9 protein-coding genes are annotated in these 14,648 nt (G+C 40.4%); 7 read left to right on the top strand and 2 right to left on the bottom strand.

Annotated elements, in window-relative coordinates; genetic code table 11:
• From G1O98_RS07465 to G1O98_RS07435, 7 genes are all read left to right on the top strand, one after another.
• Nucleotides 1–207: hypothetical protein (locus tag G1O98_RS07465; RefSeq protein WP_207794492.1), on the top strand; the 207-nt coding region annotated here is incomplete at its 5' end.
• A 367-nt stretch (nucleotides 208–574) separates the two neighbouring features.
• A complete protein-coding gene (locus G1O98_RS07460; RefSeq protein WP_163928089.1) occupies nucleotides 575–5,518 on the top strand; it encodes a non-ribosomal peptide synthetase in 4,944 nt (1,647 codons plus the stop codon).
• Nucleotides 5,519–5,694: 176 nt separating this feature from the next.
• A complete protein-coding gene (locus G1O98_RS07455; protein ID WP_163928087.1) occupies nucleotides 5,695–6,675 on the top strand; it encodes a hypothetical protein in 981 nt (326 codons plus the stop codon).
• A gap of 133 nt (nucleotides 6,676–6,808) precedes the next feature.
• A complete protein-coding gene (locus G1O98_RS07450) occupies nucleotides 6,809–7,513 on the top strand; it encodes a DUF4386 family protein (RefSeq protein WP_163928085.1) in 705 nt (234 codons plus the stop codon).
• A 56-nt stretch (nucleotides 7,514–7,569) separates the two neighbouring features.
• Nucleotides 7,570–8,523 (top strand): SDR family oxidoreductase, encoded by a 954-nt coding sequence (locus G1O98_RS07445; protein WP_163928083.1) that lies wholly within the window; start codon nucleotides 7,570–7,572, stop codon nucleotides 8,521–8,523.
• A 398-nt stretch (nucleotides 8,524–8,921) separates the two neighbouring features.
• Nucleotides 8,922–10,010 carry a 3-deoxy-7-phosphoheptulonate synthase gene (gene aroF / locus G1O98_RS07440; protein WP_163928081.1) on the top strand — a complete coding sequence of 363 codons (1,089 nt, stop codon included), beginning with the start codon at nucleotides 8,922–8,924 and terminating at the stop codon, nucleotides 10,008–10,010.
• A 731-nt stretch (nucleotides 10,011–10,741) separates the two neighbouring features.
• Nucleotides 10,742–11,122, top strand: coding sequence for a hypothetical protein (locus G1O98_RS07435; protein ID WP_163928079.1), 381 nt, complete (start codon nucleotides 10,742–10,744; stop codon nucleotides 11,120–11,122).
• Nucleotides 11,123–11,491: 369 nt separating this feature from the next.
• Here G1O98_RS07435 and G1O98_RS07430 read toward each other — a convergent pair whose 3' ends face one another.
• Nucleotides 11,492–12,277: a WecB/TagA/CpsF family glycosyltransferase gene (locus G1O98_RS07430; protein ID WP_163928077.1), complete on the bottom strand. Its 786-nt coding sequence runs from the start codon at nucleotides 12,275–12,277 to the stop codon at nucleotides 11,492–11,494.
• Between the two features lie 12 nt (nucleotides 12,278–12,289).
• Nucleotides 12,290–13,363, bottom strand: a complete 1,074-nt coding sequence (locus G1O98_RS07425) for a glycosyltransferase family 4 protein (protein ID WP_163928075.1) — start codon at nucleotides 13,361–13,363, stop codon at nucleotides 12,290–12,292.
• Nucleotides 13,364–14,648: the final 1,285 nt, after the last annotated feature.

Here is a 14,648-nt window from a genome sequence, read left to right as displayed (position 1 = left end):
CCACTCACAGACAGTCAACGCCAGTCAAGTTACGCTAAGTTGACTCAGGACTTGAAGATTGTGGACAATAGCCAACAACCGAGGAATCCAGTAGCAGTAGCCCAAACTCGACTGTTGCCAATGGAACAATTATCTCCACTCACGGACAGCCAACGCCAGTTAAGTTACATCAAGCTGGCTCAGGATTTGCAGAGATTTGGTAAATAGGCTGAAGTTATTAGTATAAAAAACTCTACCCCCTTGTGGGTAAAGTTTCATCAGAGGTCTGTAGTCAGTGGCAGAACAGCTAATAACTGACCACTAAGACCCACAGAGCAATAAAACTTCCAAAATTAGTTAGGAAGCAATAGACAAAGAAAGCTAACCCTTTGTTTTATTGCTCCTAACTTTTTGCATAAATAGCTCAGATCAAGGCGATAAGTAACATAACAAGAGCGAAGATTAATTTTTCTCGTAATTCTTATCCATTCAAATTTAATTTTGTATGAATAACTAGACTTAAAAACAATACTTACTTAATTAGGTAAGATTTTGGAATTTTTTATTGCGAACATTAATTTTTTTAGAGGATGCAATGAGTACTAAGAGCTTAGAATTGCCTATTTTCTCCCTAGTTGCCAAAATTACTGGACATGATGCAGAAGAATTAGAACGAGATATGTTTTTGGAGGGTAACTTAGGATTAGATTCCATCAAAATGATGGAATTATTGAATGGATTAGTTGCACTAATTCCCCAAGAAATACAACCCAAATTTATGGAAACATTGCCTTTGCAAAACTTGATGCAATTGCAAACTTTGGGCGATGTCGTGCAAATAGCTGATAAGTGCTTAGTTTCCCAAATAGATAATTCCGATTCTTCACCATCTGCAAGTATTATCAATCAAGAGGAGCAGAAAATAGAAAAGGTTGAGATTCTTTCTGGACAGTATTTTCATTTACTCGGTCATTGGGTGGTAAACTCAATTAGTTTATTTTCTACTCTACGTTTACGAGGTGATTTTGATTCAAACGTTGCTTGGCAGTCTTGGAAAGACTTGCTGAATCGTCATCCGATGCTGCGATCGCGCTTTATCATTCCTCCCGATACTACCAGATTCAAGGATTACGAAATGGTAGTTATGGAAAACCCCACTCCTCCTGATATACCCGTTACTGATATCAGGCATCTTCATAGTGAGGCTCAAGAACAACTAATTAATGATGAATTGCATCGCTGCCTCAATTATGAATGGCAAATGACAGAGTGGCCACTACATCGATTTTTTGTTTTTCGGCTGGAAGATTCAGTTTATCAACTGGTGTTAGCCAACGAGCATCTCATTTCTGATGCCCTGGGATGTCATGTAATCTTACGCGAATTTATGGAAATCTACCGCGCTCATGTCTGCGGTGAACAACCTAATTTGCAGCCACCTACAACCGTTCAAGATTACAGCGAATTGGTGCAATCAATTAATGCTTGGCAAGACCCAGAAGAAGACAAAGCACTGGTCGAGTATGTAAATCGACGAGGCAAAGATTCTTACTTATGGAATCCCACAGGAAATGCTATCACATCCCTGTGTCCAAAATTCCATAACCGCAGATTTTCTTTAGGAAAGGCCATTACTAATCAACTAATTGCCCAAACTCGTGAATGGCGATTACCACTTAACTCTTTACTAGTGGGTGCGTTTGTGCGGGCTGTTGCCAAGTTTGAGAAGTCTAAAAACGAACCGATTATGGTTCAAGTTCCCACCAGTGGGCGGGTTTATCCAGGCATAGATGCTTCTGATGTGGTGGGTAGTTTTGCTCAGAATTTGTCCATTAGCCTAGACTTACCAGCACCGAATGAAGATTGGCAACGCTTGTTAAACCGCGTTCATCAGGAAATCCAACAAGGGTTGGTTAATGGTTATGACCGCGCCCAAACTCGTCAAATGGCGATCGCTTTCCGAGACAATATTGTTTTAGAAGATGGCAAAATCCCTGAGCGGATGTTACCTATGTATCGCCGCATACTGAAATCAAATTTATACTGTCCATTTACAGGACAGACTAATATTAAAAACAAATATGGCCCCATAGATGTAATCGATTATCGCGCAGGTGGTATTAATGCTGCGGGAACAATTGATATCTTGCAAGAAATATTTGACGACAGTTTACATTTGTTCGCTAGCTACGACAGTAACTTTTTCCCTGAGTCTGTTATCGATGAATTGATGCATGAATACATTACCCAAATCAAGGAATTAGCCTCACTAAAAATCCCATCTCAGCAACTAACACAGCCACTACCCAAAACACAAACAGATGTAAATATAGCCCAGCTTCTGCAAGAAATCGCCACAGAAATCTGCCATTCCCAGATTACTGCCAATGATATGGCTAAGGATTTGGAAGCAGAATTGGGAATGGATTCTTTGGAACTCATCCGCATTGTTACGAGGTTAGAAAAACGGTTAGGCAAAGTAAATCGTCAAGTCTTGCTTTCTTGTCGCAGTCTGCAAGAAATGGCTGTGCTACTTGGTAAGAAACAATCATCTTCTTTACAAAACCAATCAGTTGTCAACAATCAACAACCCCAAGAAATTCCTTACTGGGAAATTATCGAGCAAGCCAAGCGTACTCCCAATGCCATAGCGGTGACGGATGGGGAAACTCAAATTACCTACGCAGAGTTGAACCGTCTTTCCAATCAGGTGGCTAATTATTTGCAGGCTCAGGGAGTTAAACCAGGCGTGTTTGTGGGGATCATGACACGACGTGGGCCTTTGATGTTTGTGGGGATTCTCGGTATTCTCAAAGCAGGCGGAACTTACGTTCCTTTAGATCCTATATATCCTCATGAACGGATTAAGTACATACTAGAACACGCTGAAATCGGAATTTTGCTAACAGAAAATCGCTTGACAAACAAGTTAGCAGAATGCCTGACTGAGCAGTTACCTTTAAATACTTTGATGTTCTTAGATGAGGGTATTTTTGAGCAAGGTAAAGCTTGGACACAGTTAAACAAAAAGACTTGGGCGCGTTGTTCAGACATAGCTCCTGCCAATGTTAATACTCCTGATGACTTGATGACAGTACTGTACACCTCTGGTTCTACAGGTAAACCTAAAGGAGTGATGCTCAACCATCGGGGTTACATGAATCGCCTGGTTTGGATGCAGAATGCTTTTCAATTGCGTTATGGCGATCGCGTTGCCCAAAAAACATCTTGCTGTTTTGATATATCAGTATGGGAAATATTCTGGCCTTTGATGGTGGGAGCTACTGTTTATTCTGTGGAAACAGAAACAGTCAAAAATCCTTGGCTCTTAGCACAGTGGATTAAAGATAACCAAATCAATGTCATGCACTTTGTTCCTTCCCTATTTGGAGAATTTTGTAATGCTTTAGAATCAGAATCATGGACTTTTCCCAATTTGCGTTGGTTAGTCTTTAGTGGTGAAGCCTTACCTGTACCTTTTGTACAGCGTTGGATTGATAAGTATGGCATGAGTGTTGGTTTAGCCAATCTTTATGGCCCCACTGAAGCTTCCATTGATGTCACCGCACACATTATTCGTCAACGTCCAGGCGAACAAGAAATCTGCATTCCTATAGGTAAAGCTATAGATAATGTGTATATCTTAATCTTGGATGAACAGATGCAGCCATTAGCCCCAGGAAAAATGGGAGAACTCTGGATTGGCGGCGTGCAATTGGCTAAAGGTTATCTCAAAGATCCACAACGCACAGCAGACGCATTCCGGCTTAATCCCTTTTCTCACGTTCCAGGGGAATATTTATACAAAACCGGCGATTTAGCTATGGAATTGCCCGATGGCAGTTTCGAGTATCATGGACGCATTGACCATCAAATTAAAATACGTGGTTTCCGTGTAGAACTGGGTGAAATCGAAAGTGTTCTCAATAGCCATCCCGCGATTAATGAAGCTGCCGTTTTAGCTGTAGATTACGAAAATGGTCAAAAACGGTTAATAGCTTGCTTGGCTGGTTCTCAAGTAGACAATCAACAAATTAAGGAATTCCTGGCTCAACGCTTGCCTGATTACATGATTCCTCACCGATGGGAATGGCTAGCCAGTCTACCTAAAACCCACAATGGTAAGCTAGACCGCAAGGCTATTTTGGCTGCTATCACTCAAGAAAAGCCAACAGTATCCCAACAATACTTACCTCTAGGCCCTGCTCAACGTTGGTTAGTGAAATACTTTGAGGCTCCATATCAATGGAATGGCTACACGCGTTTTCTTTTCCATCAACCATTAGACGCAGAGATATTTAACCAAGCTCTCAATATTGTACTAGAAACTCATCCTGCTCTACGGACTGTGTTTGTGCAACGAGATCAACAATGGTGGCAACAGTTAATTTCCCCAGAGCAAAAGTTGAGTGCTGAATTCTACGATGGTAGTCATCTTACATCTGCACAGCGAGACAGTGAAATCCACAACCGGATACAAGAAATAGCTCAACAGTTTCAAATCGACCAATGGCCGCTGATGAAAGTAATCGCGATCAAGGTGAATGAATCCTGCTACGATATCTCGCTGGTTGGACATCATATCATCGGTGATTTGCTGAGTACTGGGGTGATTTTTAATCTCTTATGGTTGACTTACAGCGAGTTGCTGGGGAACAGAACTCAGAGGTCTCAGCCTCTCCCTTCGATACCTTCTTATATAGACTATGTGCGTGTGCTGATGCAGGCGGAACAACAAGGAGCTTTGACAAGTCATGTAGATTATTGGAAATCTCAATTTCCTTCTCAGGAATATACCTTCCAAGTTCCCTTTGACCATCAAAAGGGAGCTAATTTAGAGGCTTCCGCCGCCAGCGAAAAATTTACTCTGTCCAAAAACAGTAGTAACATTCTCTTACGTGAAGCCAAACAGTATTACAAATGTAATGTCTACACGTTGCTACTTTCTACTTTGTATCGGTTGATGGCTGAGTGGAGTGGACAGCCTTGGGTAGTCGTTAGCCATCGCAGCCACGGCAGAAATCTAGATAGCACGCACACGTTTTTAAATAGTGTTGGTAACTTTGCGATGAATTTCCCTGTCGGGGTTAATGTAGGACGTTCCATCAAGTGGGAGCAAACCACCAAGGAAATCCAAGCCAAATTTAACGAGTTGCCGATGAATGGAGTAACTTTTGATTGGATTTCTGAGCAACTTCCTCATCATGTTTATCCCGATAACAATCTCACTCCAGTCAGAGCTAACTACTTAGGAAATCGTACTGCTCCCGCCTTAGAACTGTTTGAGTTTATTGAGGAAGATAGAGATAGTCGGTTGTCCTCCCCTGACCAGAAACGTACAGCGTTACTAGAGTTTTTCTTCTCCATCACCGATGGCACTGTTCACTTAGAAATCGAATACTCTCGGAATTTCCACTTACCTGCAACTATTCGTAGACTTGGCGATCGCTATTTGGAACTTATGGCAGAGATGCTAGCCGTTCTACCTTTAGTAGGCAATGGTGTAGAAGTGACAAATCACTTTCACAAACCCTACTAGGGTGGCAAACTTTCCATCGGTCTTTCCCCCATTCTCTAGTACAGATGCAATTAATCGCGTCTGTACGCCTTCCGCACTCTCTATTTTCAAGCTAGATTGCGGTATCTCTACAAAATATCACACCAGTGATAATATGATGCTGAAAATGTCAAGAAAGCTTCGTTAAAACCTCAAATATGCGTACTTATCAACTGTCTAAACTTATTGGACTCACCACCTTTGTAGCCTTATCTGCAACTGCACCAGCTCAAGCCGCAAACTTAAGCTTTGACTACAACCAACTACAATTTATTAAATCACGACCAATAGCATCTAGTAATTTTCTGGGGTTAAATGGATCGCCGACTGAAAATCAAGGTTTTGTGCCTTTCTATAATCCAGATCCTTCGGCTCCAGATCACGGTCATAAGGAAATCGGTCTAAATTCGCGCCGAGATTTCCCAGGTTTCAACAATGCCCCATATTACGGGACTGGTCGCCAAGGAAGCCCGGAAGAACCGGCTAGCGGTGCTACCAGAATGACAAGTTTGATTAGCATTAATAGCTTCCCTACCTTTGGTCAATACCTGACAAATTACGGCATCCCACTCAATGATATTGGCTTTGTATTTGGTCAAAAGAGCGATCGCGATTTTAACCAAACTTGGAATTTAGGTGCAGATATATTCGGTCAAGATTGGTACGCTGATCCTAATACACCGCTTGAGGAAAGAATTTATAAAGCTAATCCAAATGATGTTGAAATAGCACTCTACAGTGGCAATACTAAAATAGTCGACTTTGGATATTCTGATTTTTATTCAATTGTCGATTATGGTTCTACACCATCATTTGATGATGATTTTGAAAGTAGTTTTACCGACCCAATTGCAGCAAAAGAAGCATCTGATTTAGATCCATTGCTGGCAGGTTTAGCCACAGCTTTTTTAAATGATGTTAATGCTGCTGGTGGTGGAGTGCAGATAGTTAACGAGAACTTTGGAGAACTAGATATTAATTTTGCAAGCGGCAATGGATACGATATGATACTTCTGCCATACCCGATGCAAATTCGCGCAGTTGCGCTGAAAGCAGTTCCAGAAGCTTCTTTTTCTTGGGGAATATTTATGTTTGGAGTTTTGGTTGCTGTGTCCCAGCGCAAGAAACTACAGAACTAACAATTACCCATAATTAGTTTTAGTTATCAAAATTATCCCAATTGTTCCAAGTAGAGACATTGTATTGCAACGTCTCTACTACCTAATCATGTGTTCCTTATCTCATGCAATCATGTCAAAAATAAATTCCTTTATGTCTATCAAAGCACTTTACCGAACTACTGGTCTGGTATTAATTGTTGAAAGTTTACTGCTGTTTGTGCCGATTGTTATTCTTGGTGCAGCAATCAACTGGCCAGCTAGCCTTGGTGAACCTGCTAGTATAATGCTGCCATTACTAATTAAAAAAGCTGAACCAGTCAGAATTGGTTATCTGATTTATCTTCTTTATTCACTACTTTTTTGGGTAGTAGCTTTATTAACTGCTCGTGTCGTTAGCAATGGGGAAACTAACCCTGTATGGCTCCAAGTGGCAACAGGTTTTGGAATCGCATCTACTGTCACTCGTTGCCTGGGCATTATTCGTTGGTTAGTACCGATGCCAGCTTTAGCGCAAGTCTATGCCGATCCTTCAATCTCTGCACAAACTCGTGAAGCGATCGCTGTTGTCTATAAAACCCTCAATGACTACGCTGGCTCGGTCGGTGAAGTATTAGGTGTTAGCCTATTTACCGTATTGTGGTTAACAATTATCTCAATTTACTTATTGCGTTCAAGAACACTACCACGTTGGCTAGGAATCTTTGGGATCGTCGCTGCTCTGTTTCTGGCAACTCAATTAATAGAACTATTTGGGGTGGATTTGGGGGCATTTATTAGCGTGTCAGTAACTATGCTCCAACTCTGGTTTTTAGCCGCAGGTGTGACCTTATTAAGACACAAAAACGTCCAAGTTTAAATGAAGCCTGGCATTATTATCTAAAAAAATAATTCTCCTAATATCAAAACCAACCCATGAACACAACAGAAGAACTCCATGTAATTTTTGGTACTGGCCCCCTAGCACAAGCCGTCATGCGCGAACTACTGACTCGGAAAAAACGGGTGCGTATGATTAACCGCAGTGGCAAAGCAGACGTACCCTCTAATGTGGAAATCATTGCCAGCGATGCTTATAATTCTGAAAATACACGAGCGGTTACTACTGGAGCAACAGTTGTTTACCAATGCGCACAACCAGCCTACACCCAATGGCCAGAGTTTTTTCCCTCATTGCAAGCTAGCATTGTCGAAGGGGTAGCTGCCAGTGGCGCAAAGCTCGTTGTGGGAGATAATCTCTATATGTATGGCCCTGTCAATGGTGCGTTGCGGGAAGATATGCCGAATGCTGCAACCACCCGCAAAGGGCGCGTCCGTGGGCAGATAGCAGAGGCGCTTTTGGATGCACACCGTAGAGGTATTGTACGAGTTGCTATTGGTCGAGCATCTGACTTCTATGGGCCACTAGTACTTGATTCTGTAATGGGCGATCGCATTTTCCCCTCTGTACTGACTGGGAAGCCTGCATCAGCGATCGGTGAAATTGACCTCCCTCATACTTATACCTTTATTGATGACTTTGGCAAGGCATTAGTGGTATTAGGGGAACAGGATAAAGCATTGGGTCAAATTTGGCACGTACCTAACGCTGAGACTATCACTACTCGGCAATTTATCAACATAGCTTTTGAGGAAGCTGGACACCCACCAAAAATCAGTAAAATGGGTAAGTTCATGATGCGACTAGGCGGGATTTTTATCCCAGAAGCTCGTGAAACCGTCGAGATGATGTATGAGTTTGATGAGCCATTTGTTGTAAATCATGATAAATACGTTCAAGCATTTGGCAACCATGCTACCCCTTTACGTGAAGCTATCCGGCACACTTTGACATGGTATAGCGAACATCTCAAAACCTTAAAAACGTAAAAGTTAAGGTTAGCTTTGTCAAGATTAGACTATCTCATTCCTTTTCCTTTATGGCAATGTTTATGATCATAAGGGAAGGGAACTGTGCTACTTCTCAGCTTAACGCTAAAGAGTGCAAGCTTTACACCCTCAATGACATTAATTTGGCACAGCAACAAATAAAAAGTCACTGTACAGCAGTGGGTTAAGGGATGTTTGCATCAAGGATGGGAATCCTTCCCTTCTTTGGAGCTTTTGGGTACACTAGACCTAGAACCTGACCTAAAAATAATTCTTCTCTAGTTGCATAAACCTACAATATTTAACTGATTAGTATTTAACAATAAATCAGCGAATCTGGATTAAACTTTTCGCTAAAAATTATCAATTTTTGCACTATTTAAGGAGTAGATAAACTTGTGATTATTGTAATGAAACCCTTCACCCCATCTGCGGAAATAGAACAAGTAAATGAAGAAATTCGTCGCCATGAACTTACACCAGAAATCTGTGTAGGTCATCACAAAGTAGTAATCGGTTTGGTGGGAGATACCTCAGAACTTGATCCACGCCAGATTCAAAATTTGAACCCTTTTATAGAGCAAGTGATTAGGATTAAAAAGCCTTTCAAACGAGCTTCTTTAGAATTTCGTTACGGAGAACATAGTGAGGTTGTAGTACCAACACCTAATGGGCCTATAACTTTTGGGCAAAACCATCCTGTAGTTGTAGTTGCAGGCCCTTGCTCAGTAGAAAACGAAGAAATGATCGTCGAGACAGCCCAAGCGGTGAAAGAATGCGGTGTACAATTTTTACGTGGTGGAGCATATAAACCCCGTACATCACCTTATGCTTTCCAAGGTCACGGTGAGAGCGCTCTAGCTTTGTTAGCAAAAGCTAAAGAAGCTACAGGTTTAGGAATCATTACAGAAATCATGGACACAGATGACTTAGACAAGCTCATCGAAGTAGCAGATGTGTTGCAAATTGGGGCCCGCAATATGCAAAATTTTTCACTTCTCAAAAAACTAGGAGCTACCACTAAGCCAGTGCTACTGAAGCGGGGACTGTCAGCCACTATCGAAGATTGGTTGATGTCAGCAGAATATATTTTAGCCGGAGGTAATCCAAACGTTATACTATGTGAGCGAGGAATTCGCACCTTTGACCGACAGTTTACAAGAAACACGCTTGATATATCTGCAATTCCAGTTTTGCGAACCCTGACCCACTTACCTATCATGATTGATCCTAGTCATGCCACAGGTAAGTCTGAATTTGTGCCAACTATGACAATGGCATCAATAGCTGCTGGTGCAGATTCCTTGATGATTGAAGTTCACCCCAATCCAGCTAAAGCACTTTCAGATGGACCTCAATCACTGACATTGGAAGGATTTAAAGAATTAATGCACGAAATAACTGCCCTAAGTAAATTCTTTGGTCGTTCGTCTCACAACAATAGTACAAATCTAAAGCCAAAAGCTATCTCATTGGTGAGCTATTAAACATATTCATCTCCATCTAAAGTTAGTAGTGGTTTAGGACTTCCTTAAATCTTTAGCTGTCCTGTTGCTAATAAAAAAATTGAACTCTCAAGCCCTAGTAGAATCCTTAGTAGCTTTCATTGATGTCAACTTAGCAAAAAGAAAGCACTAGACATAAAGTTGGGGAGCAAAGATAGCAAGACAATGAGTTGTCAAAATGGCTACTTTTCACACCAAAAAATAGGGAATTTAGACCGAAGAAAACAAATACAGGTGCCAGCTTCAGCAATAGAAAAAATAGAAGCAGAAATCTAAGTATTTGCACTACTAAGAGGTTGTTTGAAAAGTGTTTTGTTGTGCCTTTAGGCACTTTTATATCTCCCCCCCCCTTAAAAAAGGAGGAACCGGAATCTAAATCTCCCTTTTTAAGGGAGATTTAGAGGGATATAAAACTTTAGGTTCTTGCGGTGCAAAGGTCATAGAAAATCTGCATTACAATCTTGTCTTGAAGTTGGATTTTAGCCTTTGTTACCAGTTCCACGAACATAGGGAATCAGGTTTAAAACTATTTTGTCTAGTCTTTCGGCAAGGCTTGCACGAACTGCTTCCTGCGTTAAGCTGCGTAATTTTTCATAATTACTAAGAGTTACTAAGAGCCAAAATTATTTGCACAATGACAGATGTAAACTCATGCTTTTCAAAAGCATACAAACCTATAAACCTAATTTTTTATTATTACAGCTTTAAAAACTATGTCTACTTTATCTAAGTTAACACAATTCAAAAAAGGTCTAGAAACAAGTGAAGTTCAGAAAGGGATGAGACTTATAGGATTACAGATTACAGAATTGGAACTAGATCAACTTGCATTTGGCAATACTATTTCGCTAGAAAACAGAAGATTAGGTGAAATCGGTTCAATATTTATACTAGCAGAAGCTCTTTCGGCAGTGAATTCAGTTCAAACAAATATTACTTTTCAAGACTTACCACAAACGCTTAAAGAGTTTTCTTGCTGTTACGGAGGAGTTCCAATCTACTGTTGGAATTCTGACTTAATCGGAAAGTGTTGTTTGACCCTAACTTTGCTAGATGGCAAGCCGGCAATTAGAGTTTCATCTCAAAACTTATAGCTTACCATTTCGTAAGGATTCAGGTCTAAACATTTCTCTTATTAGGTGAAGGGGTTGCCACCAGCGTAGCTTGCCACTGTAGGTATTGCCTCCTCTCTCCACGCACCTATCCTGTCAATTAACCCCAGGATTTAGTGAACCGCGATCGCAACGAGAACACCGCAGGCATCGCAGACTAACTATTTAGCATTGAGCCAAGATGGAGGTATTTCTTAATTGATAGTTATTCATAATAACTTCTGAGTTGCGCGACTATCAATGAGAGAATGTCGAATAAGCATTTGATATGTCTTATAACCTACAGAAAAAACGAAAACTTATCAAAGTTCTCAGGTTTTGATGTTAGGAAAAATACTTGACAAACATCCTCTAAAAATGATCCGATCTTTTTGTATTTGGAAGTCTCTTAAACAATCCCAGACGCTGTTTGATTAGCAACCAAATAAAAGTATAATTACCAAATAGATAACGCTTCCATAAGCGGGAAGGTTCAACTATAAGCCGAAATAACCATTCAAAACCTGCTTTTTGCATCCAAACTGGTGCTCTTGTCACCATATTGCTAACCAACTCAAAGCTGACCCCAATACCTACAGAAATTGGCACACCTAAATACAAATAATTGGCAGCTATCCATTTTTCTTGTTTAGGTGCTCCCAAACCTACAAATAGAATATGGGGAGCCGCCTCTATAATTGTTGAGTTGATTGAATTTAATTCTGTTAGCTGAGACTCAAACCCGTAGGGAGGACAGTAAGTCCCAACAATCTGCAAACTTGGATGTCTAGCAACAAGAGTTTTTTTCGCTTTTTCGGCAGAACCAGGGCGACCTCCTAATAAAAATACCTTTAATCCTTTTTCAGAAGCAATGGCGCAGAGTTTCTCGAACAAATCTGTACCATTCACTCTACCGGAAAGGGGGGTTTGTAAAAACTTAGCCGCCCACAGCAGTGACACCCCGTCTGGCACTACTAAAAAAGCCTTGCGATAAATCTCTTGAAACTCGACATCCTCCTGTAAGGTAACAATATGCATGGCATTAGGAGTAACGACATATTCTGGTTTCCTCTGGGAGAGTGCATGGTTAATGATTAGTTCCACAACTTCATCAAAACTATATTTGTCAATTTCGACTCCACAAATATTAATTCTCATCAATACCTAAAGTTAATTAATTTGTGATAATGAATTATAGATATCGGCTAAACGAATGGAGCAATTTTTAATATCTAAAGGTTCGACATTTTTCCTAGCATTACTGCCTAAAGAAAGTCGTAAATTCTCATTTTCAATCAACAATTCCATTGCTGACGATAACTGTTTGATGTTTCCTGGGGTAACTAGCAGACCATTTTGATTTGAAATCACTAGTTCAGAAATCCCTCCAACAGGGGTTGCAATCACAGGTAAACTCCAACCCATAGCTTCTAAAATCGCCAGAGGCAGACCCTCGTTGTAAGAAGGCAAAATAAACACATCTGCTTGTGACAACACTTCATCCCGTTTTTCGGAATTAATCCAACCCAGAAAAGTTACCTGGTCTGAAAGGTTGAGACTAGCAGCCAACTGCTGCGCTTTTTCAATTTCACCATCTCCTGCCAGAATTAGCTGAGTATATTTTTTTTGATGATTTGGCAGGTTAGCAAATGCCTTAATTAAATCAAATGTCCCTTTGCGTTGACCAACTCGCCCACAACAGACCAAACTTATTTGAGTCCGATTTTTTCGTTCAGGAACCTCTGTAGGTAATTCGCATGGGTTAGGCAAGACAATAACTTGCTTGGGATTTAAACCTAGATTTAACACATAGTAATCTTGCCAACTTTCTGAAAGAACAACAAACCCTTGGCAGTGCTGAAATACTTTACTTAAAACTTGCTGTACCATTTGAGGAAGTTTAGCATAAGTTAGATGAAATTCGGCACCATGAGTGTGCATCAAGACGGGCTTATCAAAGAGAAAGGCAATAACACAGCAAATCGCTTTTCGGAAAATGCTACCACCATCAGAAATCTGAATGTGTACAACATCTATTTCTTGACTTGATAATTTCCATAAAAATGTAGCTAGAGCTTTGGCGAAAACAACTACTCTGTAGGTAATTGAGCCTTCATCATGGGTGCTTATATGTTGTATTTTGAACTGAGGAAGATTATGCTTAATTATCAGTTTTTCAACCGTTGCTATTCCTCCATTTTGCTCTAAACTAGGCCCTAGCATTAATACCTGTAGTTGCTTCATGGGCGTTAACCTCTGGTTCTTTTTAAAGAATAACTAAAGTCTCAAACTAACGCCCTGTTTTGTGGGTTTAGTATAGTAGAGAGTAATCCTATTTTTAAACTCAAGTTTTAGGATAAGATATCATATTGGTAGAGGTATTACAAAGCTGTGACAAAAATCTGACTATGGATATTCTAAAGGATCTAAATTTGTGAGGATAAATCATCCTCCTTCGGGCGTAACTCCTAAATATTTCCGTTTCGATTTCCCTGCGATATTAAAGTTGAGAAAACATGCTGTTTTTGTATATTTAATGCCTGACAAAAACAAGGAGACTCCGGGAGCTAAACCTGAATCTCGTAATTGGAGCCAAATTTCAGCTTCTATTTCTAGAAATGCATCCTTTTTTATACGTAAACAAAAGCTTAAATGAAACTGATTGGGTAAATTTAGCGAGCATATCATAAGGGACAAAATAGACTGAAAGTATTGCTATATATGCTTTTAAGTTATCAGTGTCTATTGAATTGTCTAGACATAGTTCGCGCTCATCTACCCAAAGTTACCACAAGGGGGGAACGAAAGAATAAGGATTTTAGCCATATCCTTTCATACTACAAACTCAGATTTTGTACTACTTGCCCCTCATGACACGCTTGCTAGATTTACCCCATGTAAGTACTATTTGTAATACTCAAGCTTCATATATTAGATATTTAATCGTATTTCGCCTAGATTAATGTCGGGTTATGTGGGTTCTCCGACAAGCTGCGAGGCGATTCGATTACTTTGCTAAAACCAATAGCGAGAATCTTCCAAGAATCCTTACAGCTAAATCCTGATTAATGGAGAACAACAATTTTCTTGGTACGTTTAGTAAACTGCTTTTCCATCCACCACGATTCTGAAGTTCCAAGCAAGGACATGTATAGAAATAATCCAATACTTCGTACCCTGTATCTTTTAGGGTTGCTAGTGCAGTTTCCTTAGTAAAATAATGGATATGCCCATACAAAAGCGTAATAAAAATTTAAGTACCATGATGTTAGAAACATACAGAACAAGGCTGAACCCCCTATACAAGAGGATATCTTTATACAAGAGGGTTTATATAGTCCTTGTTTGACCATCCCTTCCCGGTTAGCTCCAATGTCAGTAAGCGATTTGGTCGAAATTTTCCGCGATCGCCTGCCAAAAAGTTAATGTCGCGCCCAAGTGGGGGGCAGCATTGGCTGAACCTTTTGCAATTGCTCCCAGCAACAAGAACACCGCAGCGAAAAGTATATCGCGTCATTTCCGCCTTTCC

The sequence above is a fragment of the Nostoc sp. UIC 10630 genome, assembly GCF_010747425.1.
Taxonomy (GTDB): domain Bacteria; phylum Cyanobacteriota; class Cyanobacteriia; order Cyanobacteriales; family Nostocaceae; genus Nostoc.
The sequence above is the reverse complement of the archived record's forward strand: the minus strand, read 5'-3'. Positions and strand labels throughout refer to the sequence as shown.